This is a genomic window from Pseudoalteromonas sp. GCY (assembly GCF_016695175.1).
GTDB lineage: Bacteria > Pseudomonadota > Gammaproteobacteria > Enterobacterales > Alteromonadaceae > Pseudoalteromonas.
On sequence record NZ_CP068022.1, the window covers coordinates 1,111,429 to 1,135,132 of the forward strand.

The 23,704-nt window shown below is 44.2% G+C and carries 21 protein-coding genes; 3 read left to right on the top strand and 18 right to left on the bottom strand.

Translation table 11 applies throughout. The features are described from left to right. Positions 1 to 74: 74 nt before the first annotated feature. The 15 genes from JJQ94_RS04505 to JJQ94_RS04575 all read right to left on the bottom strand — a co-directional run bounded on the left by JJQ94_RS04505 (position 75) and on the right by JJQ94_RS04575 (position 19,567). A complete protein-coding gene (locus tag JJQ94_RS04505; protein ID WP_099029801.1) occupies positions 75 to 974 on the bottom strand; it encodes an SMP-30/gluconolactonase/LRE family protein in 900 nt (299 codons plus the stop codon). Between the two features lie 7 nt (positions 975 to 981). Beyond that, positions 982 to 3,348, bottom strand: a complete 2,367-nt coding sequence (locus JJQ94_RS04510; protein WP_236596444.1) for a family 20 glycosylhydrolase — start codon at positions 3,346 to 3,348, stop codon at positions 982 to 984. Between the two features lie 7 nt (positions 3,349 to 3,355). Continuing rightward, positions 3,356 to 4,309, bottom strand: a complete 954-nt coding sequence (locus tag JJQ94_RS04515) for a sugar kinase (RefSeq protein ID WP_099029799.1) — start codon at positions 4,307 to 4,309, stop codon at positions 3,356 to 3,358. Beyond that, on the bottom strand, positions 4,306 to 5,736 hold the full coding sequence (locus JJQ94_RS04520) for a sodium:solute symporter family protein (protein WP_099029798.1): 1,431 nt from the start codon (positions 5,734 to 5,736) through the stop codon (positions 4,306 to 4,308). Before JJQ94_RS04520 ends, JJQ94_RS04515 begins: the two co-directional genes overlap by 4 nt. Before the next feature lie 37 nt (positions 5,737 to 5,773). Beyond that, on the bottom strand, positions 5,774 to 6,160 hold the full coding sequence (locus tag JJQ94_RS04525; protein WP_010603922.1) for a RidA family protein: 387 nt from the start codon (positions 6,158 to 6,160) through the stop codon (positions 5,774 to 5,776). 28 nt (positions 6,161 to 6,188) lie between these two features. Beyond that, complete coding sequence (locus JJQ94_RS04530; protein WP_099029797.1) at positions 6,189 to 7,655, bottom strand: N-acyl-D-amino-acid deacylase family protein; 1,467 nt, start codon at positions 7,653 to 7,655, stop codon at positions 6,189 to 6,191. Continuing rightward, positions 7,655 to 8,527: a MurR/RpiR family transcriptional regulator gene (locus JJQ94_RS04535; RefSeq protein ID WP_099029796.1), complete on the bottom strand. Its 873-nt coding sequence runs from the start codon at positions 8,525 to 8,527 to the stop codon at positions 7,655 to 7,657. The genes JJQ94_RS04530 and JJQ94_RS04535 overlap by 1 nt, the downstream gene beginning before the upstream one ends. A 13-nt stretch (positions 8,528 to 8,540) precedes the next feature. Continuing rightward, entirely contained in the window at positions 8,541 to 9,767 is a 1,227-nt protein-coding gene (locus JJQ94_RS04540; RefSeq protein WP_099029795.1) for an amino acid deaminase, read from the bottom strand. Between the two features lie 106 nt (positions 9,768 to 9,873). Further along, a complete protein-coding gene (locus JJQ94_RS04545) occupies positions 9,874 to 13,092 on the bottom strand; it encodes a TonB-dependent receptor (protein WP_099029794.1) in 3,219 nt (1,072 codons plus the stop codon). A gap of 410 nt (positions 13,093 to 13,502) precedes the next feature. Beyond that, complete coding sequence (arfB, locus tag JJQ94_RS04550) at positions 13,503 to 13,916, bottom strand: alternative ribosome rescue aminoacyl-tRNA hydrolase ArfB (RefSeq protein ID WP_010375624.1); 414 nt, start codon at positions 13,914 to 13,916, stop codon at positions 13,503 to 13,505. 80 nt (positions 13,917 to 13,996) lie between these two features. After that, on the bottom strand, positions 13,997 to 15,205 hold the full coding sequence (locus JJQ94_RS04555) for an ABC transporter permease (RefSeq protein WP_099029793.1): 1,209 nt from the start codon (positions 15,203 to 15,205) through the stop codon (positions 13,997 to 13,999). A 10-nt stretch (positions 15,206 to 15,215) separates the two neighbouring features. Next, entirely contained in the window at positions 15,216 to 16,547 is a 1,332-nt protein-coding gene (locus JJQ94_RS04560) for an ABC transporter permease (protein WP_099029792.1), read from the bottom strand. A gap of 9 nt (positions 16,548 to 16,556) precedes the next feature. Continuing rightward, on the bottom strand, positions 16,557 to 17,246 hold the full coding sequence (locus tag JJQ94_RS04565) for an ABC transporter ATP-binding protein (RefSeq protein WP_099029791.1): 690 nt from the start codon (positions 17,244 to 17,246) through the stop codon (positions 16,557 to 16,559). Positions 17,247 to 17,258: 12 nt separating this feature from the next. Next, positions 17,259 to 18,530 carry an efflux RND transporter periplasmic adaptor subunit gene (locus JJQ94_RS04570; protein WP_099029790.1) on the bottom strand — a complete coding sequence of 424 codons (1,272 nt, stop codon included), beginning with the start codon at positions 18,528 to 18,530 and terminating at the stop codon, positions 17,259 to 17,261. Between the two features lie 233 nt (positions 18,531 to 18,763). Beyond that, positions 18,764 to 19,567 carry a chromosome partitioning protein ParA gene (locus JJQ94_RS04575; protein WP_099029789.1) on the bottom strand — a complete coding sequence of 268 codons (804 nt, stop codon included), beginning with the start codon at positions 19,565 to 19,567 and terminating at the stop codon, positions 18,764 to 18,766. A gap of 92 nt (positions 19,568 to 19,659) precedes the next feature. Here JJQ94_RS04575 and JJQ94_RS04580 point away from each other — a divergent pair, with 92 nt between their 5' ends. Continuing rightward, positions 19,660 to 20,559 carry a response regulator gene (locus JJQ94_RS04580; RefSeq protein WP_099029788.1) on the top strand — a complete coding sequence of 300 codons (900 nt, stop codon included), beginning with the start codon at positions 19,660 to 19,662 and terminating at the stop codon, positions 20,557 to 20,559. On the opposite strand, the gene JJQ94_RS04585 is transcribed toward JJQ94_RS04580, so the two are convergent. Continuing rightward, positions 20,551 to 20,976 (bottom strand): hypothetical protein, encoded by a 426-nt coding sequence (locus JJQ94_RS04585; protein ID WP_099029787.1) that lies wholly within the window; start codon positions 20,974 to 20,976, stop codon positions 20,551 to 20,553. The genes JJQ94_RS04580 and JJQ94_RS04585 overlap by 9 nt on opposite strands. A 186-nt stretch (positions 20,977 to 21,162) precedes the next feature. Here JJQ94_RS04585 and JJQ94_RS04590 point away from each other — a divergent pair, with 186 nt between their 5' ends. Further along, positions 21,163 to 21,312 carry a hypothetical protein gene (locus JJQ94_RS04590; RefSeq protein WP_172439912.1) on the top strand — a complete coding sequence of 50 codons (150 nt, stop codon included), beginning with the start codon at positions 21,163 to 21,165 and terminating at the stop codon, positions 21,310 to 21,312. Positions 21,313 to 21,585: 273 nt separating this feature from the next. Here the strand turns inward: JJQ94_RS04590 and JJQ94_RS04595 are convergent, their stop codons facing one another. Next, positions 21,586 to 21,891 carry a hypothetical protein gene (locus tag JJQ94_RS04595; protein ID WP_236596445.1) on the bottom strand — a complete coding sequence of 102 codons (306 nt, stop codon included), beginning with the start codon at positions 21,889 to 21,891 and terminating at the stop codon, positions 21,586 to 21,588. A 184-nt stretch (positions 21,892 to 22,075) separates the two neighbouring features. Between JJQ94_RS04595 and nhaR the strand changes: the two genes are divergently transcribed. After that, positions 22,076 to 22,966, top strand: coding sequence for a transcriptional activator NhaR (gene nhaR, locus JJQ94_RS04600; RefSeq protein WP_099029784.1), 891 nt, complete (start codon positions 22,076 to 22,078; stop codon positions 22,964 to 22,966). A gap of 13 nt (positions 22,967 to 22,979) precedes the next feature. On the opposite strand, the gene JJQ94_RS04605 is transcribed toward nhaR, so the two are convergent. Next, a complete protein-coding gene (locus JJQ94_RS04605; RefSeq protein ID WP_099029783.1) occupies positions 22,980 to 23,690 on the bottom strand; it encodes a LytR/AlgR family response regulator transcription factor in 711 nt (236 codons plus the stop codon). Positions 23,691 to 23,704: the final 14 nt, after the last annotated feature.

Here is a 23,704-nt window from a genome sequence, read left to right on the forward strand (position 1 = left end):
TAGATGTGGCAGCTCAGCTTTGAACTGCCAGTTACCGATTTTAATCGGTGACGGCTAATTTACACTGAGCCGAACTATTTCTCTCGTCCTGCAAACTCCACCTCAGCCATCTCGATAGCGCCGCGTTTTTGCATGGTAATAAATAAGCGCTTACCCTCTTCGCCACCAAAAGCCACATTGGTCGGGTGCTTGCCTTTCAGTTTAATTTCTCTAAGTAACTTGCCTTTAGGTGAAACCACAGCGACTACACCAGCACCATAACGGGCGATATAAAGATTGCCTTGGCTGTCCGTACGCATGCCATCTAAGCCAAAATCGGTAAACGAGATAAATAATTGTTTGTTACTAATATTGCCTTGTTCATCTAACTCATAGCGCCATACTTTACGCTGCACGCTTTCATTCACATAAAGCGTTTTATTGTCAGGGCTAACTTCAATGCCATTGGTGGTGCCCATATCCGCTTCCAATAAGGTTACTTCTCCACTTGTATTTATACGCCAAAGGTTACCGCTGCTGGCTTGCCAATTAGGATCGCTGGCGAAAAGAATTCCGTTGTCCATGATAGCAAGGTCATTAGGTTGATCCATGCGATTATCGTGAGCAAATACCGTCACGGATTGTGACAAATCACCACCTTGCATCAGTGCCGCTTTGGTGACTTTAAGCACATTATGATTGACGTAATCAGCTATATACATATTCCCTTGTTTATCAAAGCGAATACCGTTACCAATAGAGCCATTTTTTAACGTCAGCAGGGTTTTGGCTTGGCCTTGCGCTGTCACTTTACCAATGGTGCTCTGCTGTTGATGGTTAACCGCATACAACACGCCAGCATCGTCCACTGCGGGTCCCTCAATACCTTGCGTGAAAACACCATCCGTTATCCAATCTTGTGTATCTACAATCGTGTTGGCAGCAGCATAACCACTACTTTGTAGCAAGAATAAACTGAATATGACTTTTCTCATGACTTTCCTATTTACAATGAAGGTAAAGCGCTCGAACTGGATATATTCCAGTTATGACCACTTCATCCGTTAAATTTTGCAGCGCTAGCAGCTTGCTATCTAGGTGCGTAGCCTGTAAAGCCCCTTTACAAACTTCGAGCACTTGCTGACTCAATTCAATAAACTGCATCACCTTTAACGCCGTTGAGTGTGCTTCTGTAAGTTTTGGACTTTGCTGTAATAGTGTTAACGCCTCAAGTCCCGCTTGCCAACGTTGCAATATCGCGCCAATGTGCGCTAAGGCAGTGTTATCACCAGCGATATAGCTTGCGACTCGCTCCTCAAGTAGCCTGACCTGACGGCTTTCAACCGCAACATAGTCGACAAATTTATCAAGCGGTGCAAACTGGTGGTACTCGTCATTTAAGAACTTAATATGGTGACGCGTGTAATAGTGACTTGGTTCTACAAGGTCAGCAAGATGAGTGAGTACCTCGAGTGTTGCCTTGCGCTTTGGTTCATCCAAGGTTGTGCTGATAAGCCCATTAAAACCCGCTTGTTGCTGCGTGTTATGACCTAAGCCAATGACGTTATGTGCAAAACCACTGATATGATCCAACCGCGCGTACATCTGCTTGCTATCCGTAAGTGTTTTAGCGGACCATAAACGTTCGGCAATAACAAAAAGTCGCGGCCATATTCTGACATCAAGATTATTTTCGGTGACCATTTCGCTCCAAATTGTCGCCTCACCACCTAAAATACGTGCGTCGTCTGCTTGGCTTAACGATGTTGAAACCTCGACTGGTTGTGGTGTTTCAAGCGCCTCAAGTATGAGCGGATAACGGCTATTACCAACCATTACCGCGCCTTGTTGCTGCGCTGTATTAAACTCAAACTGTAAAGGCCCCATCCAACTATCAATGGTAGCGGTAAACTGCTGAGTCTTGCTAGTAATTGGCTTATCTGTTTGTGCTAGCTGATGGCGGTTGTTATTAAGCTTTATAAGTACTTGTCCACCCAACACCACAAGTTCGCCTTTGACTGCGCTGCCTTTTAGGCGTGGGATCGTAAAGGCTAAGCTCAATACTCGCGGTTGAGTGAGATCCACTGTCGGTAGCACCGGATGTGGGTCGTTACGGTAATGAAATGATGAATACTGCGGCTGATCAATATAAAACCCAGTTGATAAAATACCTTGATAGCCAGCTTCTGCAATTGCATTTAACGAATCATGACCACGCCAAGACTGCACTACAATATCTTTAGGCAACGCCGGATGAAAGATCTCATCCCACCCCATCATCACACGCTGGTGCTTAGCAATAAGCTTTTGTACGCGAGTATTAAAGTAATTTTGCAGGTCGTGACCATCTTTCAACTCATGTTTTGCCATTAGCTCCTGTATTTCAGGGCTTTCCAACCAATGCTCAGGCTCTACCTCGTCACCTCCAATATGCAGGTAGCCGTCTGGAAATAGACTCGTCATCTCAGCCAGTAAATCGTCGATAAAGGCGTATACATCAGGACTTGCGATATTGAGCAGTGGCTTAAATACCCCCCAATGGCGCTCCATTTCATAAGATTGTGCTTTAGTCATTAGCTCTGGGTAAGCGACGGCAATAGCGCTTGCATGCCCCGGCATACCAAATTCAGGCACCACGCGGATCCCTAAAAAGCTTGCATACTCAATCACTTCTTTCACTTCTGATTGACGATAATACAGTCCGTCTGAGGCCAGTTGAGTAAGCTTAGGAAACACCTTACTTTCCATTCGCCAGCCTTGGTCATCAGTTAAGTGCCAGTGCAAAACGTTTAGCTTTGCCGCGGCCATACCATCGAGTTGGCGCTTTATTGTCGCAATTGGCATAAAGTGGCGCACACTATCAATAAGTAGCCCACGCCAAGGGAAGCGGGGACTATCGCTGATAGCCGTGTAAGGGAGCGTTAGCTGACCCAATATATTACTCTGGGCTAGTTGTAACAGGCTAGCAAGGCCATGCTGCGCGCCGAAAACGGATGTTGCGCTAAGCACTACCCCACCCTTTTCAATTTGAAGCTGGTAGTCTTCTGGCATATTCAACTGAGGGAGCTGTAGCTCGGTTTCGATATTTTCCACGCGAATGGTTAAGTCCGCTTTGCCACGCTTTACTACCCGTAAAGGGATAGGTTTTCCAGTGATGCGCTCAATGTATTGCTGCGTTCTGGCGAGCAGAAAAGCCTGCCTCTGCGCATTAAAGCCGTGTATCGCAACCTTGATTTCGTTATCAAACACCAGCGTGCCTTCGGTCATACTCACTTGTTGCGGTATGGGCATAAGCGACAGTGGCGTTGCCTTTGCAGTTAAAATCGGCAACAACACGGTGAATAAAAAAAGACTAAAGTACATTCTCATAATGACACTATTCCTGAGTAACAAGCTTTGGCAGAAAGTCGGCGGATATAAGCGCGCCATGATGCTGGATAACCTCGGCGGCAACTTGGTGTGCAAAGCAAGCAGCCGTTTGCAAATCGCAACCTTTCAGCCAATGCGCTAAAAACCCCGCCGCAAACGCATCTCCTGCACCACAGGTATCTAAGATAAGCTGCGGCGCTATGTTTTGCGCCGCGATATAAATGGGTGAAGAATTATCAGGTGGAACGAGCACGCATGGCTGAGCACCTTGGCGAATAACTAAGAGTTGTGAGCTTTGCTTTTGATGCTCTGCAATTATTTCGTCCACATTCGCGGTGCCATACACTGTATATTCGTCCTCGTCGGTTAAAAATGCGATGTCTGCCAGCGCCATTACAGCCTGATAACTCAATTCGGGGTTATCACTACGCCAAAGGGCTTGGCGATAGTTGTTATCAAAAAATATGAACCCACCTCGGTTTTTAAACGCGGCTAACGCCTCAAACAAATGCTTTCTCTGCGACTCACATATAATGGCAAGGCTTATTCCAGAGAGATAAATTGCATCAATATCCTTGTTGTGAAGTGCCTGAGTTAAGGTCTCATCACGCTTAAAATACTGCCTTACAGGGCTGTGCTCACGGGCAAAGGTAAAGCGTCGCTCTCCTTTCTCATCGAGCGTAATCCAGTACTCGCCAAGCGCGCTATGTGGTTCAAGCGAAATATAGTCTTGTCTCACGTTGGTGTTTGACAACATATCAAGCAAGTTTGTACTGGCCTTGTCCGTACCAATGGCGCTGGCAAAACCGACTGCTATGTGGTTATCGTTGCTTTGCTTGAGTAACTGAGCCATGTACCAAGCCGTGTTAAAGGTATCACCGCCAAACGAGCTTGTGCCATCTGCTCTATGCTCCACCATGCATTCACCAAAGCACACCAACTGTTTTATTGCGCCTTTCATGATGCCACTTCCGTTTTTTCGGGCGATGCGGTTTCATTGGGTTTTGTTACGACACTCGTCAATACACCAAACACCAAAGCACAGAGCAGCGCAGGAATAATCGGGTTACCAAAATAAGCCAGCCAACCGTCGTTCATACCAACGAGTAGGGCAGCCACTGAACCTGCCATCAGGGTGACTAAACTGCCTTGCCAAGTATAACCTTGCCAAAAGCGCCCCAATAACCCCATCACACAAAGCCCAGCTAATACAACGGAAATCATTTTGGTGATATAGCTAATAATGTCGCTCGACAACACCGCCATAAATAATGCCAACAACACGGTGATCAACATGGCAATACGAGAGACCAAAAGCGGATTGTGTGGCGCAATATTTCCCTTACACCAAGTCAGGTAAATATCAGAAACCAACACACTCACTCCAGCAATGGCGTCGGAGCTGGCACTAGAAAGCGTTGCGGAAATACCCGCCAATAAAATAAAGCCGCCAATCAACACCGGCATCGCCGTTAACGCCAAATAGGGAAAAGCAAATGAAGGGTTGTCTAAACTCGAGTTAACTGCATAAGCACCAATACCAATCAGAGCAGGAATACATGAAAACCCCAAATAAAGTAATCCCGAGATAATAAACGACGTACGAATACTGCTTATGCTTTTGGCGGAGTAGATCCGCTGCCTAAACGATGGTGTTGCCAATACGCCCACCAGCACCGCCAGCGCCATTGAAATAGCAGGCAACAAACCAATATTTTGATATGAAAAGAGCCCAGCTCCCGCTGCAACCGAAGCACTGGTTAGCGTTTGCCAACCACCGACCACCTCGACCACAAAGTAGGTCATCAACAAAAAGCCTGAGAACAAAATAACGGCCTGAATTGCATCCGTCCAGACTACCGCCGAATATCCACCTAAGGTCACGTATACCGCAAGTCCCAGTCCAATAATCAGTTTAGCGCTGATCTCATTTAGTCCAGTGAGCCAAGCTAAATACATGCCCCCGCCAATCAAATGTGCGCCAAGCCAGCCGACACTTGCCGCGTAAATCAATATTGCTAAGAGCTTTTTAACGACTTGATGATTGCCTACATAGCTTGCTAACTCTTCGCTCATTGTCGCAAAGCGCTCAGCCCTAACTGGTGCAAACAACCAAGCTAGCAATAAAATACCTAGCGCGCCGCCAATGCCATAAAGCGTGCCCGCCCAACCGTGTTGATAGGCAAAGCCGACCGCTCCCATCGACGAGCCAGTGCCAACCATAGTGGCAACGGTGGTGCCTAGCGTCAGAATCAACGGTACTTTTCGCCCAGCTAATAAATAGTCGCAATTTGACCGTTGCCACCGAGATGCCAGCCAACTCACTATTATCATGGCAGACAAATACAACAGAAAAATAAGCAAATACACTTGCTGACTATCCGTCATGCTTCTCCTCCTGTGAACATTGTTGTTCGTATAACGTTTATTCGCCTTTGTAACAGGTGACATCAACCTCAACTTTACAATCCACGACTAAGTCGGCCACCATGCAAATTCGCGCAGGAGGATGCGCTGAAAAATACTCTGCAAAAACCTTATTAAAGGACTGAAAATATCTTGCGTCAGTTAATACCACAGAGACATGCGTAACATGCTCAAGGCCATAACCCGCCTCGGTCATAATCGCGATGCAGTTTTCGATGGCCAGACGCGACTGCTCAACAATGCCGCCCTCAACCACTTCACCATCTCGCATTGGCGTTTGCCCCGAGACTTTTAGCCAACCGCCTGCTTCAACTGCTCGCGCAAAGGGTAAGTGTTGTCCACCAGTGCCCGTGCCGCCCTCAGCACCTATTCTTCTTATTGTCATGTTAACCTCTTGATGATTTTGATTTTTATTAATTTTGACGCGTTAAAAATCGTCCTGCTCGGCCGAAATCGACAATGGAGTCTGCATTCGCGCCCTCAACGTAGCTGAGCTTGCCATTCACCCAAACCTTCACAATGCCTGAGGCAAGTTGTTTTGGATTACTGTAACTTGCTTGGTCTAACACCCGATTGGGGTCAAATAACACCAGATCGGCGAAATAACCAATTTGAATATTGCCACGTTGCCGCAGCTTAAAGCGCGCCGCTGGCAGCGCTGTCATTTTATAAATAGCCAATGCCAACGGCAGCGATTGTTGTTCTCTACAGTAATGTCCAAGCACCCGCGGAAATGTCCCCCACAGTCTCGGATGCGGATGCGGATCGCACGGCAAGCCATCAGACCCCACCATGCTGTGTTCATAACTTAAAAACCGCTGCACATCATCTTCCAGCATACAGTGATACACAGCGCCCGCTGGCTGCAAGCGCTTTGCTGCTTCAAGCTGAGACACTTGCCATTGCGTAGCAATGTCTGCCAAGCTTTGCTGTGCAAGTTCTGGATGAGACTCCGACCAAGTAATAAAAATATCCGTCTCCTCCGTCACCTGATTAAGATCTAAGGTGCTTGAGCTCGCGGCGTAAGGGTAGCAATCGCAACTCACTGGATGCGTTTTTCTATGCTGTTCAAAATGCGCTAATACCTCGGGCGCTCTGCCCCAATTCTCTCTACCTGCGCATTTTATATGTGAAATAACCAGCGACAGTTTGGCATGCTCTGCCGTCGCAAAGGCTTCGTCCATGGCTCGAATGACTCCTTGAAATTCCGTACGTAAATGCGTGGTATAGATACCATCAAATGGTGTAACAACCTCGGCCAACGCATTCACTTCAGCTTGACTTGCCCCCTCAGCATTGTAATAAGCAAGGCCAGTACTAAACCCTATCGCCCCCTGCGCCATCGCTTGGTGCAGCAAGGTTTTCATCTGTTCAAGTTCTTGCGCATTGGCGGCTTGAGATAAATCCGTCATAACCTGCGCTCTGAGCGTTGTATGACCAACTAACATGGCTAAATTGACGCTCGGAGCGGCGTTACTAAAGGCGTGTTGATAATCCTGTAGTTCACGATAGGCGAATTCTGATTGCTCCCCGAGCAAGTTAATGGGGTCAAGCGGCGCTTGATCTGCACAGTAAGGCACTGCGCTAATACCACAATTACCGGCAATGACGGTGGTGACACCTTGGCTCACTTTGCTCAGCATATGTGGGCCTCGCAGTACTTCAAGGTCATCATGAGTATGTACGTCAATAAAACCGGGCGCGAGCACTAAGCCTGTGGCATCGATGCATTGCTGTGCTTGCAAATGGCTACAGTTGCCAAGCGCAACAATCTTGTCTTTGCTAATCGCGACATCCACTACTTGTGATTCAGAGCCTGGTTCAAAATACACCGTCGCGCCTTGAATGAGGGTATCAACATAAAGAGATGAGCTCAGCATTAATCCCCCAAAGGAAAGCGTTTATCGGCAGGTGGCATATTGCTGCTTTTATCTCGATGCTGATCTAACTGGGTTTTAAGCCGTCGGAGTTTTTCTCTTGAGCGCTTTTGATTACGCATGGCAACTTCGCTCGACAAAATGTCCACCGCAGCCATCATGGCATAGCGTGCAGCGCTGGGCTTAAAGATGTAATCACTTTCTTGAGTTTTGATGGGTAAGTGGTGATCAGCAATGTCCGCCAAATCACTCACTGGGCAAATAGCAATAACCTCAGCGCCATACTCTTTGGCGATAAGCGCCGCCGCTTTCACATCAGGAGAAACACCACTAAGCGAGAGACAAATCACCACATCCCCTTTATTCACCGTCGCGGCAACCATGCGCATCATCATAGGATCGGAGTGAGCATTACTAAGTACGTCCAAGCGAAATAAGCGATTTTGACATTCTTGAGCCATCAGGCTGCTGCCACCACCAACCCCAAAAATTAAGCAATGACGCGTGGCGCAAATCATTTCACTCGCCTGCTCCACAACCGCTTCATCGATGAGTCCCGCATTGAGCGTGAGGATCTCCTGAATAGAGGTATAAACATGAGAAATCTTTTCTTTTTCAATTGGCTCAGGATTTGTAAAACGCTCACCAATTGCGGCTGATTGTGTCAGTTGAAATTTAAGGTCACGTACATTGGTACAGCCTAGGCTACGCGCTAAGCGCGTAATGCTGGCGTGACTGACCTGTGCTTTTTCAGCTAACTCGCTAATAGATGCGCTTGCGGCAAAGTTAAGCTCAGCCAAAATAAGCCTAGCGACTTTTTCTTCCGCTGGGCTAAAGTGCCCCAAACCTTCCTTAATTTTGCTAATAATGTCCACAGCTTCGCCTCAATTAAAAATAGGTAGAAATGGTTTGGGTGATCACCCAATCTCGCTCGACAACACCAATTTGTCGCCACTTATCAAAGGTCAAGCAAGGATGAGAAGTCGAAAAGCAGAGCATATCGCCAACCTGTACCTCGCACCCAGATGCAATACTTACCATAGCATGTTGATCCATGATTGTTTCGACCTTTACCGCGCCGCCTAATGAGCACAGCTGCTTTGACGGCGGAGAGTAAATCAGCTCAGGTGTGGGCATGCCAGCATCAAATGCGACATCCCTTTTACCCATGCCAACTATCGCGACCCCCGGCTCTGGAGTCGAAAGCACGTAAGCCCATATGCTTAAGCTCGACACCAAACTTTCCCCCAAATCGCAAGCGAGGTTGCTCCGTGATAACACAGCTTGCTGCGCATCCTGATAGATCCCGGTATCGTGAATAAGGTAGCAGCCGGGACGGATCACAAAACGAAATTGCTGAGCCAGTTCACTTTTGTTTAGTGTATTTGCCACGACATCATACCAAGCAGAACCCGCGCCTGTGATAATAGGCAATGCCTTTGAAAATACGCTTTTTTGCAGTAAACCTTCCGCCGCTTTCATTACCGAGCCAACAAATTTGGCGATCCTTTGCTCGGCATTATCACCGTGGATCACGCCTTCATAAAATCCAATACCTGCAATCTCTAAGCTAGCATACTGTTGGCATACATTGACTAGCTGCTCTAACGTTGCAAGATCGCGCCAACCAGCGCGACCACCTTCAACCCCCACTTCGAGTAAAATGGAAATACGCAGCGAATGCTGAGTAAAAAATGTGCCTAAAGCATGGGCATTTGCAATAGAGTCAACAAAACAATAGAGCTCAACATCAGTATCAGTAAGCATGTTAGCAACTTGCTTCATATGATATTCGCCAACAAGTTGATTCGCTAAGATCACTCGTTTTGCGCCCGCGACTATGGCTACGGAAACTTGTGGTACGGTCGCTACCGTGATGGCCCATGCGCCATGTTCAAGCTGTAGTTTAAATAGCGCTGGTGACATCGTTGTCTTGCCGTGAGGCGCCAATAATACTTGGCTTTCCTTTGCAAAATTCGCCATCCAATTTGCGTTGTGACTGATAGCGTCTTGCTTTATCACTGCAACTGGCAAACTTACTTGCTCTGCGAGAATATCCCAGCCGCTATTATCTAGTTGCAGTGGGTCGCCAGTGCCTTTCGCTAATATTGTCATTGTTTATTCAAATCCTTGAGTTTAAACATTAATTCCCCACGTCAAAATAGCACATTGACTTACTGCGATTGGTATAAGGCCAAGCTGCATTTGGCCTTTGCTGACATTAGAAAGTCGCACGGACGCTCAATGCAAAACGCCTATCCGTGGTAAAGTTGAGTGCCTGCGTTTTTGTCCCAGCTTGGTCCATCTGATACTTGGTTTTGGTTTCCGTATCCAATAAATTGCTGGCTTCAAAACCCACTTTCCAATGGTCGTTGATGGTGTAATACAGACTTGCGTCCATCATACCTGACGCCTCTGCATAGGCAGGGACATACTCTTCAGATTCCCTCAGTGTGAGCAAATACTCAGAGCGCCAAGTGTATGCAAGGCGAAAAGAAATATCCTCGTACTCATACATACCGATGATATTAAAGTTTTGATCTGAGTAACCTTGTAGCGGCAAACCTCCAAACACTCGGAAGGTATTACGATTATCGGTCAGCGGGTTACCATTTTCATCGAAACCAAGCGTGCCTTTCGAGACTTCATTTGGATCTTCAAGTCCATCTTGATCGATATAGGTAAAGTTAAGTTGCAAACCTAAACCGCTCCATGCACCCGGTAACATGTCGTAGAATTGTGAGTAGGAAAACTCCATCCCACGAATGGTGCCAGAGCCCGTGTTAGCGGGGCCGTAAGCAGAGACATCATAATCTTCGCCGCCATAAGACACATCAAGATCAAAGGCGCGGCTACGGATTATATTATCTAGCTTTTTGTGGAATAGCCCTACCGTCACATAACCTGCGGACGCGAAATACCATTCGGTAGTTAAATCGGTATTGATTGCTTCTTCAGGCTCTAAATATGGGTTCCCAGAAAGCGCGGTTAGACTGATATCGTCTAGCCCAACAACGGGGTTAGTTGCCTCGTCGTAATCAGCGCCGGGAGTTTGTAGCACGCGAGTGTAATCCAAGTTAAGAATACTGATATTTCTGGCATCAACTAAACTTGGGTAATACAGCGCTTTTGATGCACCAAATCGCACCACTACGTCTTCTGATACACCAAAACTCAAATTTAAGCTCGGAAGCAAAGTGCTGTAATCTGTGCCATCAACGGTACTGAGTTTAGACTCTCCCCCAGCAATATCGTAATATCGCTTATATTCTGCTTGTTGCATCACATTATTAAGTGATGTCCCCTCTTCACCACGCTTGATAAGGGCCGGTTGCACCAAAGCGCCCGTAGACTCAAGTTGATAGTTTACGTAGCGCAGGCCAACATTGCCCACCACAGGAATGTCTTGAAACTCGAAGTCAAAATCACCGCGAATGTAAAATTCAGTACGCTTCTCGTTAGTCGAACTTATATTGTGTGCGGCGAATGGACCTTCAACGCGATTGGGTTTGTCTGCATAAGGTACATAAGTGCCAGAGCATGTGCCGTTGTTTGCCGCACTGTTGGTGGCATTGTGCCAACCATCACGACAACCTTGGCGCAAAGAGTCGGCGTAGTTTTTCACCAAATCCATACTTGGGAACAAGAAGTTATTGACTGGCCCCTGTAATACCTGACCATTGTAATAATCTGAAAAATCAACGCGCTCAAATAATTCTGGACGATTTACCGCCGCGGCGGCATTTCGGTCATCTTGGATCCAAGGGGTGCCAATTGCAGACCAGCCCTCGTAAGCGGTATCTCGTACCGTTAAGTCTTTATCTGACATATAAAAACCGGAACTGACACTCGTGAAATGACCGTCTAGCTCATACTTAAAATCCAGTTTAACGCTGTCTGATTCTGCCGTATTGCGCTCAACCTGCTCCATACCGCTGCCCAAAAACAGGTTAGGCACAGGTCCATTCCAATCTTCATTGGGTGACCAACCTGCCGTTAGAATATTGTCACTGAGAAACTCAACTGTCGGCCTTGAGCCACGCATATCGAGGAAATAAGGCGAGACAACGTGGACATGGTTTCCCCGTGTTTGACCCGACATACTGTAGTTTTGCACCTCTTTGTCGGAATCGATCCGCTGGTAATCAAAATCGACCGTCAACCTATCTATTGGTTTTAACGTTAGCTTAAATGAAGTGTCCTTCACGGTATTTTCGTTGTAATTCCAGCGGCTACGATAAAAGAACGGTGTTTCTGGGCTCACGCCAAGAGCGATGCCGGAAGTCACAAAACCATCATCTGTAGTTAGTGGATGGCCACTTTCCGTATTTTCAGTCCAATTTTGTGAAGATCCCATAAAACCTTTAAACCCTTGAGCTGCTTGTCCTATTTGGCGCTCGTTCCACTCAAGAGATGCTTCTGAGCGAATGTGCTCTAATGTCGCAACTATGGTCTCATCGGCATTTGCCCACTGCAGTGAAGAGGTTAAGCCAGTACGTTCACGGTCATTGGTTGCTGTGCTCATATGGATAGCGACAGGCACATGCCATACACTGCCAGCTGGTTGCCCTGGTAAAGCGGGGCCATCCACAGGCGATGATGGATCAACACCTGTTATGCCACCCCATTGATCCAAGGTAGGAATAAAGGAATCGCCTCGAGAGTGGAAGTTGCCAAGACCAACACCATCTCCTCGAGTCTGATATTCTGATGAAGACGCCGCAATTAAAAATCCGAACTTACCTGCACTGGTTTCCCAACTGTCGGAAAACAACGCAGAAAACGAAGGCGTCACTTCTTCTCTAAAGTCGCCATAATTGGCCTTTGCATTGAACGAGATAAGCCGCTCATCAGAGTCGAATGGTTTGCGGGTGATGAGGTTTACCGTGCCGGATATACCGCCAGAAATAAGATCCGCAGTTTGGTTTTTAACCACTTCCACCGCACCTAGCAATTCAGCAGGAAAGTCTTCATAGCTCAAACCGCCTGACGGATTTGCACTAAAAGCGTCTCTGCCATTCACCTCTGAGCGAACCCTGTCTAAGCCGCGAACCAGCACACCTGTACCTTCATCGGCATAGTGTTTAGGGTCATCGGATGATGCAAATCGCTCAATCGTAACACCCGGCACACGCTGCAGCGCTTCAGTCACCGATTTGTCTGGTAACGCCCCGATATCTGACGCCGTGATCACGTCTTTGACCGTATCTGCGAAGCGCTTAATGTTTTGGGCGCTATTGATACTGCCTCGGATCCCTCGAACTTCAATTACTTCAACCGCTTCGTTCTCAGTCGCAGATTTGACATCGCTGTCATTTTGACCCACAGTTTCAGCGGCAACCCAAAGTGGAGAAAGCCCAAGAAGTACAGATGAGACCGCAAGGCCCAGTTTGCTTCGTTTAGGGTTATATTTACCAATATCGGTGACTAGTTTTGACATTTTGTTGTTCCTTTCTTCTTTTTAAAAACCAGTGAAAAAGCCAGCAATGCCATCACTAGCACCACAGCCCAAAAACCTACCACACTGTGATGTGCTCTAAACGCCCCCCAACACACCACATGTTACTTACTAACAAAAAAGCAAGATTGCACTGTTACTTTTTAACATTACAGACTAAAAAGCAAACACTTTTTTGCGAAAAATTTGGATATGTGGACTATGGTTTTGAAATGTAAGGAATTAAAATTAGTTACATCTAATCTGGTGTTTAAGAGGGAATATTGACAGTTGCGTTTACATATCCGGTTAATGACTTGTTCAAGTAGCTTTAAATCGAATGAGTTTTGTATTCAGTTTGCCGTACACCAGCGGGAAAAATTAAGAAGCCAAATTATCAACAACTAAGCACTTTACCAATTCACCGAGCCCCTCAGTGATTTGGTTTGGCCGCGTTTGGTCTTTTGATTCAGACGTTTCTTTTGCGAGCTTTTTGTTGGCTTGGTTGCTCTGCGTGCTTTTTCAACTTTAGTGGCTTCTAGGATCAGTGTTTTTAGCCGCTCCAAGGCATCTTCCTTATTTTGCTCTTGAGTACGAAAACTCTGCGCTTTAAGCACAATGACACCCTCTTTGGTCACTCTAGAGTCTTTAAGTGCAAGTAGACGCGCTTTGTAAAAGTCAGGCAGTGTTGAGCGATTGATATCGAACCTAAGATGAATGGCGCTGGAGACTTTATTGACGTTTTGCCCACCCGCACCTTGTGCGCGAATAGCGGAAATATCGATTTCCCACTCTGCTAGTGTGACATTATTTGAGATTTTAAGCATAGTAATTTCAAGCCTCCGTTTGCCATTTTAGCAAAGTAACGGAAGGCTTGAAATAGCAGCGGTAAGCGCGGAGCGTGTAGCTATGCCGTACGAGTTGCGATAGCTGGAGGTACTCTTGCAGCAATCATAGCAGGATAAGTCACTGCCAACTGACCTGCGAGCAGCATTACTATCGCACCTGCAATCAAATAATCACCGGGTACACTAGTAAGCCCAAAGTAATTAACCAAATAAATATTCGCAGTGATTGCGATGATTATGCCCAGTGTAATGCCAAATAAAGACACCACCGCATTTTCAATCATAAAGTAACGTAGAATGTCGGCCTGAGTCGCCCCAAGAGCACGACGAGTACCGATTTGCTTACGACGTTTATAGACTGTATATCTTGCTTGACCAAAGATCCCCAGCATAGTTACACACGCCAAGGCTGCGATCACCGCTTTTAGCGTTTGGCTCACCGCATAATCCGCTTGTAAATTTTCCGTTTTTATTTGCTCGAAGGATTTAAAGGCATCAAGTTGACGGCCAGGCTTTTTAAGCATTAAGGCTTGAACTTCATCCATTGCAACTTCTCTTTGGCCAGGCTTTGCTTTTACTACTATGATGCTTTCTTCATAATGTTCTCTAACCGAACTTATTACGGTCATATCGTAAGCGTACCAAAACCGCCAAGGTGACTTCATAGTTTCAACGATACCCACAACCTTCTGCGGTACCGATTCAACATAAATAGTTTCTCCAATCACACTGCGCCAATCGTTAGGACGAATTTTATGTGCCAAGTCCTGCGAAACTAACACGCTAGCTGATTCCGTATGGCCATCAAAATACGTGTGTACCACATCATTATGTTGTAAGTTTCTACCCGCAACCACTCGTAGCCCAAGCGTATCTACAATGGTGTCATCCGAACCATAGTAGCCTGCATGAGTTATCCTTTCATCTTCCTCAGGGGTTAAACCAACATCTAGTGAGCGACCCCAGTTAGTAAGCGGCATACTAGTAATCGTACTTACACTCTCAACACTGGCTAGTGCACGAATATCGGCAAGGTCGGTATCAAGGGCTGCATTTTTTTCTTCATCGCTGCCTTCAAAATGAGTTCTAAAACTGAACAACTGGCTCTCGGCTAACCCTGTCGGTTGCACCAATTCTTGCTCTTTAAGTACCATCATATAAATGGCATTAACCAAAATTGTAAATGTCAGCGCAATTTGCAATATCAGTAGTAGCGGAGAAGCCTTATTTTTGTTTAAGGTTTTTAAAATTGGCAATAGATCTCTCATGGTCATGCTCCTACAGGTTTTTTAGCTGACTAGATGGTTGTACTTTTGCCGCATGTAAAGTCGGTAGCAAACCAAAAGTCACAGCACTCACCACAGCCAATACAATCGTCATGATGACTATACCTGCAGTCATCTCAAGCATCTCAGCGTAAAGATGACTGTATAATTGCGCTGTGACACTCAAGCCAATTTGCGCAAGTAATAGCCCAAGTATTCCGCCCAATAGCCCAATAATACAGGTCTCAACAGTAAACTGAGTGATAATATCTTGTTTAGAAGCTCCAACCGCTCTACGAAGCCCAACTTCACCAGCTTTGCCATGAAATTTTGCGACCATCATAGCCATACAGTTAAGCAGACAAACCACAAGAAATGCGAATGCAAGCCACACTGCTACATTGCCATCATCTTTAATAATTTTTCTTTCAATTAATTGCTCCTTTACATTAAATAATTGATGTAAAGGCTCTCGTAAAAAGCGACCATACTCTCTTTGTTCCATCGAGTAATTAATCAAAAAGTCCATGTAATTATTGCGCTCTGCCGCAGAGTTTAGTTCAACCCAATACGAAACCCATACGCATTCAGACGCTAAAATTGCCGAAAATGAGTCATCCTCGGGTTCTTTCCAGCACTGATAAGACACATCGGAGCCAGTCCACAACTCGTTATTGATTTGCGCTTGGAATGGGACAATCACGTCTCTAGGTTTGTTGAATGCACGAGTCCTGTAATCAAAAAACTTAGGGATGGGATACCAATCATCGGTAACACCAACCACTCGGTACTGTAAGTCCCCTAAGAGCAATGACTTACCGACGGAGTTTTCTCCACCAAATAACTTATCATTCAGTTCGCTACTGATCACCGCAACTTGCTGCCCATCCTGATCGGCAATTTCATCCCATGCACCACCAAACTTAAACGGCACCTCAAACATGTTGAACATGTCACGGTATGCACTTCGGATTGGGGTCATTTTTGCTTCAGTGATTGACTGCTCTGTGGTGCGAGTCATTATTTTGAAACTACCAAGAGGCGTTTGATTAACGCCCTGTTTCGCATTTTGTAGATTTATTGCATCTTGATAGGTAAGAATAAAAGGTGGAACTTCTTTCCCTTGGGAAATATTGAACGGCTTATCTGGGCCATAGCTATTCAATCGAACATTAAACAAGCGGTCACTTTTTGTAGGGATCGGATCTTTTTGTAGCAGATAACTCACTGTATAAGTTGTCATTGCTGCGCCAATTCCAATCGCGATTGTCATAATCATTAACAATGATAAAAAAGGCGTTTTCCGCAATGAGATAAGCGCTAATTTAAGATAGTAACTAAACATAACTTATCCTTAAGCAATGGCCTTATCGTAGTTCTTTCTCTCGCTCAACATACCATCACGGATTTCAATAATACGCTGAGCTTTCGCCGCTTGTTGAGCATCATGAGTCACCATCACAATGCTCGTTCCCTGCGCATTGATATCTTTGAGCAGTTCCATAATACCATCGGCCATTTTACTATCTAAGTTGCCCGTTGGCTCATCGGCGAGTAGAAAGGACGGTTTACCAGCTATCGCTCGAGCAATTGCTACCCGTTGCTGTTGACCTCCAGACAGTTGCGATGGGTAATGCGCTTTGCGTGATGCAAGACCCACTTTATTCAACGCATCCATGATCCGCTCGTGGCGCTCTTTTGATGATAATTTGCGATAGCGTAAGGGCATATCAACATTATCGTAAAGGTTTAACTCAGGAATTAAATTAAAGCTTTGGAAAATAAAGCCGACCTTTTCATTACGCAGCTTTGACTTGGCTTTATCACTTAACTTTTCAACATTGACACCATCCAGCTCATAACTGCCATCGCAGAAGTCCTCTAATAAGCCGGTGATATTTAAAAAGGTCGTTTTGCCTGAGCCTGACGGGCCAATAACGGCGACAAATTCTCCTTGCTCTATACTCAAGTCAAATGGCTGCAAAGCTTGAGTTTTTATTGTGTCTGTATAGTAAGCTTTTGATAGGTGACGCATGGATAGCATGTTGCAGCTCCTTTATTGAATTATTTTCACACTGGGGGCATCTTTAAAGATTCGTGCGTCAGAGGTGATAACCTGATCGCCGATATTAAGCCCCGATAGTACTTCTACTTGTCCAATACTTCTCAATCCAATCTTTATTGGCGTTTTGACAGCCGTGCCTTCTTTTACCACATAAGCAAACTGTCCATTGTATGCTTCCAAATATTGACCATGTGGTAGGTAGGCAATATTTTCTTTTTGTTCGAGTACAATTCGACTTGTTAACCTTTGGTTTTGCCTTAATCCCTGAATTGTATCGTCTCTAAATCGGATTTTTCCGGCAACGCGGCCATTTTCAATTTCAGGCGAAATGGCAACGATTTCGCCACTATAAACGTCACCATTGAGGTTCACCTCGGCTAACATTCCTAAGGCTAAATCATCTGAATAGCTCTCAGGTATTTGTACCTCTATCTCGTATTTGGAGAGGTCGACCACGCTTAATAATGGCTGATTTTTAGCCACTGAATTTTTTTGCTCGACTACTAAATTACCAACGAGTCCCCCTACTGGTGAGACAACTTTAAGTGCATCGACTTGCCTTTCAAGCTCTACTACTTTGACTTTTTGTGCCTCAAGTTCAAGCTCTTTGGTCCGAATCTCAAACTTCTGACTTTCTTTTTGCAATTCAACTTCTTTAATTGCCAGGCGGTATTCTCGAAGTGCATTTTCGAGATCATCTTTGGCTTTTTGATAATCAATATCGCTGACAACTTGAGTTTTTAAACCATCTTCAGAGCGACGCATTTCACGCTTAGCAGCATTCAATACAACGGTAGCCTTACCTAAATAATTTTCCTGTGCTAAGTCTTGTTTTTTAGCTTGAATGATTTGTCGCTGAAGCTCAGTATCTAACTGATTTAGCTTAGCTTGATGCTGTGCAAACTCACTTTTTAATTCCGGACTATCTATTACGGCAAGGGTTTGACCTTCAATCACGCTATCTCCCGACTCGACCAAATAGGTCACAGTCCCTTGAGCAGGGCTATATATTGTCGGACGCCGTGCTGCGACGACTTTTCCCTGAACAGAAATATCGCGAACAAAGTCACCTTGTTTAACTGCTGAGATATGAATTTTATCGCTTGAAACTGCTGTTTGACCGCTTGCCCATTGCCCAATAATTGATGCAAAAAAGAAAACAGTAATTAATATGAGAATACTTGCTACCGCTATCAATATTTTATTTTTTTTAGGTCTTTCAACCTCAGAGTCTTGAGCACTCGTATCTGGAATATAGGCCATGAAATAATCCTTTTACCACTGCCTTAGCTATTGAGAAATATGCACTTTACTAGTACTTTTCACCGCTATTTTCTCAACTAGCGTTAACGTCACTTGATAGAGTTTGGAGCCGAATAAGTTTCACTTTTCAAGTGAAGTAAATCCCAAAAGCTAAAGGCAAAGCAGGTAATGTGAGTGCCTAAACCTTACACAAACTCAAGACTAATGTCACGAGAAATAAAACACATTGTTAACTATTTGGTTTGATTTTTGACGACTTCCAAATATCGGCTTTCTATAAACTTTTTCTCTTTGGACAAATGCTCCAACGCTTCTCGGGTTTGCTCCAACTCTTTTTGAATAGCTTGCAACTTTGGACCATCTTCAACCTCTTGCTCTTGAACCATTAGCTGTTGCAGAGCCTGACTTTGTTCGGCAATTTGTCTTTTGTATTCATTGATAGTTTGAGACATATCTTGGCGCTCTTTTTCAAAAGTTGCGACTAATTGCTCTAGCTCTTGCTCGGACGTGCCTCCCACAGACCTAGAAGCTTCTAGCTGCTGCTTTAACGTGTCATTTTCTTTTTGTAGTTCCTCTGTAGACTCATATTGGTCATATAACTTTCTCCTCATTTGCTTAAGTCGCTCTAAACTTTTCGACAAATCTCCTCGAAGTTTTTTTATTAGCCGATGCGATTTAAGTAACTTACTGTTTAAATCATCCATGTGGGTTTGCTCTTCTGGCGAGATATGATCCTGTGTTGAACGTTTAACCTCAGCTAATTGTTGTTCTAAGTGGACTTGTAAGCTAGCCAATTCTTGAATGGTGTGTTGGTTATCTTCGACAAACTTCATTGACTTGTTAATTGCATCGCGACAATGCTGAAGTAGATACTGTTGCTCTGCGTTGGATGTCCCAGCTCCACCAGCAGTCTTTGCAAACAATCTAAATTCTCGCAGGATTAACAGCAAAATATAAAACCAAAAAACTAATATCAGTAGCCCGATATTCACCGCCATATAGATAAATACATCGACTGGTAGTTTGCCTAGAAACATATTATGCACTCATTATTTTCTTACTTTCATTTTAGTATTGGTTAAAAATCGTGCCTATAATAAATCTATATTTTTCAATAAAGTGGTAATGTGTGAAGATATTGCTCGTGGATGACAGTGCGGCAACACTTGAGATTATTCGTCGCGGTTTAGTGCGTTTTAGATATCGTAAGCTGTTGATAAAGAAAGCACAAAGTGCAAAAGAAGCACTAAAGATTATTGGTTCTTGGCATCCAGATATTGTATTGACCGACTGGCATATGCCCGATATTTCAGGGCTTGCTCTCGTCAAAGCAATCAAACAAAAACAGCTTGATGTCACCATGGCGATGGTAACGACTGTCGACGATCGTGAGCAAATTAAGCTCGCCCTTGACTATGGTGCGGCGTTTGTACTGTCAAAGCCGTTTGCTGACGACGACCTTCATAACAAAATCATGCCGCTGGTCAAAGCCGCGGAAGAAAGCAGCAAAACAAGAGAAATTCATACGCTACATAAAGGCGTGCCCTTACCTCAAGTTGGGCAACTTGAAAAACTAATGAACAAACATATTGATACAGAGCTGAGACTCTATCAGGTGCATCAAATGGAATATGATCCCGATAACCTTCCGTGCGTTATGGTCGCATACGAAGATCCGAGCAGCCAGAAAGTCCGCGCAATCGGAATATTTGATGTGTATTCGGTCTGTGTGCTTGCCGCATCCACAGGAAATTTAACTGATCAAGCAGGGTTTGAAGCGATTCATCAACATCAGATAACAGACGACATGTTAACCGCCTGCCACTCAGCACTAAACTCTACGTCTTATGCATTTCTAGACGGTATAACAAGAAGGAGCCTTAGAGTAAAAACCCTACAGTTGGTCACTAAGCCTTTTCCTAAGTTAAAACGCTTGTATAAGTCCGCCGCAAACATGCGCATAGATTTATGTTGCCAACGTCCAAATATGGCGCAAGGTAAAATATTGTTGGTTGGATTTTTAAGCTAACGCTTTAAGCAAGATGCCAGGATCAGTTATCCCAGCCTCTTTTAAAGCTTTTTGGATATTTTTGGTTAGTTCAATAACTTGATTCTGCATACGTAAAATATGTTCAAGCTTTTGTGTAACTAGCTCCGCTTTCATTTCATCTGGATAAGCGTCATTTGCTTTTAGCTCTTCGAGTAATTTTTGCTCTTCCTTTATTTTCTCTCTAAGCTCTTCTAGCTTTTCAACCATTTTTTGAATATGAGGTGGTAGTGCAGCTTCCTCCTGCTCCTCTCTTACCTCTTCTCCAGATAACTTAGACATATCTTTTTCTGATAGTCTGAGTGGTTTAGATTCTGTCGTTTCTTCAACCTTGGTTTTCTGCTCCATCTGACTTGTGTTTGATTGAGCTGGTGAGTGAATTAAAAAGTTCACGTTCATTGTCTTTGGCTAATATGATTTCCTTTGACCTACATATCGGTAATTTATAGAGGATCTTTAAGAAAAATTGCGCGGCTTCCTTGCCGCTGCTTCATAAGGGTAACGTCAACGAACAAGACATAAAAAACATTGATCGAACAAAAAAAAACAGTAGATTAATGTACGGTTAAACAAGGAGAAAATACTATGAAATTGAAATTAACAACTAAAAAAATGAAGCAATTAAATCGCAGCAACAACCTTCCTCTGGAGAGAACCAAAGATATAGCTGGTGGAACAGCAACAGATGCTTGTAGCGATCCATCCAGATATCCTCAAAGTTGTCGGGTTCACTAATCTGAAGTTTACTACGGCACTAGCTCAGGGTGAGACGTATTTCGTTAATACCATTACAAAGATATGCTCAGCCCTGAATTCACTTCAAAATAAGCGCGAACATGCTTCCAGCGCATGGAATCTTTGTGGTCTGTATGCTATTTCATCAAGGAACGATCCCGCCGTGAAAATTAGCTTGGCTGTTACAGCTATATAAAATGATACATTAAGAAAAATTGCGCGGCTTCCTTGCCGCTGCAAGTGCTTGGGAATGGAATCACTCGGTACTGAAAACTAACCGAGTTTAAAATAATTCTGTTTTAAGATTTGCTTGCAATTGCGTAATGCCCGATTTAATGCCTGCAGCAAAGTTTTACCTTTTGCCTTGACCTTTAATGTTGGTAATCCGGGTAATAAAAGCTCAATTTGGCATAAGGTAAACTTGCCAATCTGCTTGTCCACCTGCTTTTCAATTCGTACATTTATTTTTCGAATATTGTTTGCATAGCCGCACAACGCTTCATTTATCGTTTTTGCAAAAGCCACTTTACTTGACACCGCTATCGGCTCATTTACACCAACAAGGTTCAATTTCATCATTACCTCAGACAATCGCATCAAATATAACTTTGTTGAAAACTTAGAATGACTCGAATTAAAAACGCTTACGCTATCCGGTACATTCTCTCAACTTCTACTTGCGCCATGAGATCAAATCTACTAATGTTCAAGAAAAGATAAAAGCTGATTATATCTAACTAAAAGAAAGGTTTTTACGAACAATATGAACATAAACTTCAATCACCTTTACTATTTTTGGCAAGTAAGCAATGAAGGCAGCATCGCAGGTGCAAGTAAAGTCCTTCATTTGACGCCTCAAACCATCAGCGCGCAGCTATCAAGCTTAGAAGATCGGCTGGGGAAACCTTTATTTATAAGAGAAGGAAGAGGACTCAGGTTGACTGACTTCGGCATTTTGACCAAGCAGTATGCGGACGATATGTTTTCAATTGCCAAAGAATGGTTAGAAACAACACAAGATGGTGCAACAGCCATGCATCGCACATTAAAAGTAGGTATCTCAGATGCCATTCCAAAATCGTTAGTATCAAAATGGCTTGCGCCTTTGATAGAAAATGAGCAAGTTGCCAATTTGCACTGTATTGATGGTCAGCAGTCTGAATTATTGGCTCAGATGGCGATGCATAAACTCGATATCGTACTAGCGGACAAACCACTTGATAGTAACCTGCCATTTAAAGTATTTTGTCACGAAATAGGAAAGAGCCAGATCGGCTTTTATGGTTCAATTTCTAATTGTGAAGAACTTAGGGCAAACTACCCAAAGTCATTACAAGCGCAACCAATCATTCTTCCCGCGAAACACAGCCCAGTAACGAATTCGATTCAATTTTGGCTGCAAGAGCAAAATATAGAAATAAAAGTCGCAGGTCACGTGGATGACAGTGCCTTGATGAAGGCATTAGGCCAACAGGGGTTTGGCATTTTTCCTGCCCCACTTTCGATAAAATCAGAATTACAACGGCACTATGACGTCTGCCTAATTGGCACTATCGAAAGTACGTATCAAAACTATTACGCCTTCACACCCGATAGATTAATTAAAGACTCTATCTTCAGCGAGTTCGTCAATTTTGCCAAAGGAGTAAGCTGACACTACAGTCAGCTTATGTTGGCTGTAAAAGAGAAGACAAGTTTTGTTTATAACGTCTTGATAGGTGGAGTGAATCTCCGTTTTCTAGAATAACGTCGTAATCTCCATTATCTCTTGTCTTAAGTTCACTGATAGCATTCAAATTAACGAGTGAAGACTTATGGATCCTAGAAAAGCCAAAGGTTTTAAGGCTTTTTTCCATTGCTGACATCGTGTCCCTATGCAAGATTGAGCGCTGCCGATTGATCATATGAAGTTCGACATAGTTTCCCGCACCACCAACCCAAGCTAAGTCTTCCACTTTTATCACATGAATATGCCCCGAGTCTTTTACAATCAGTCTTTGATTCGGGACATACTCTGATGACGCCTCTGTAGAATGCAAAAATGCCAGCTGAAGAATATTGGTGATCAGAGCACCTTCTGTATCTTTACCATCAACACTCATTGTTGTAGAAGCATTTAATTTAACATCTGTCGTTATTTTAATAGTTGGCACAGAGTCGAAATTTCTTGTGATTAATTCTTGCTGTCTCAGGTCAATATCATGTGAAATATCAATTAACAAACAGTCGATTTCACCCACCTCAATAGTTTCTAAAACATCAACAATATTTTGATAGTAAACAAACTGGGAACAAACTGCGACTTCTTTTAATTTTGTACTTATTTCGACGCCAAGCTCAGATAAATAGCTAGGAATAGAGATCGTCACTCTTTTCATTCATCACCTTAAAC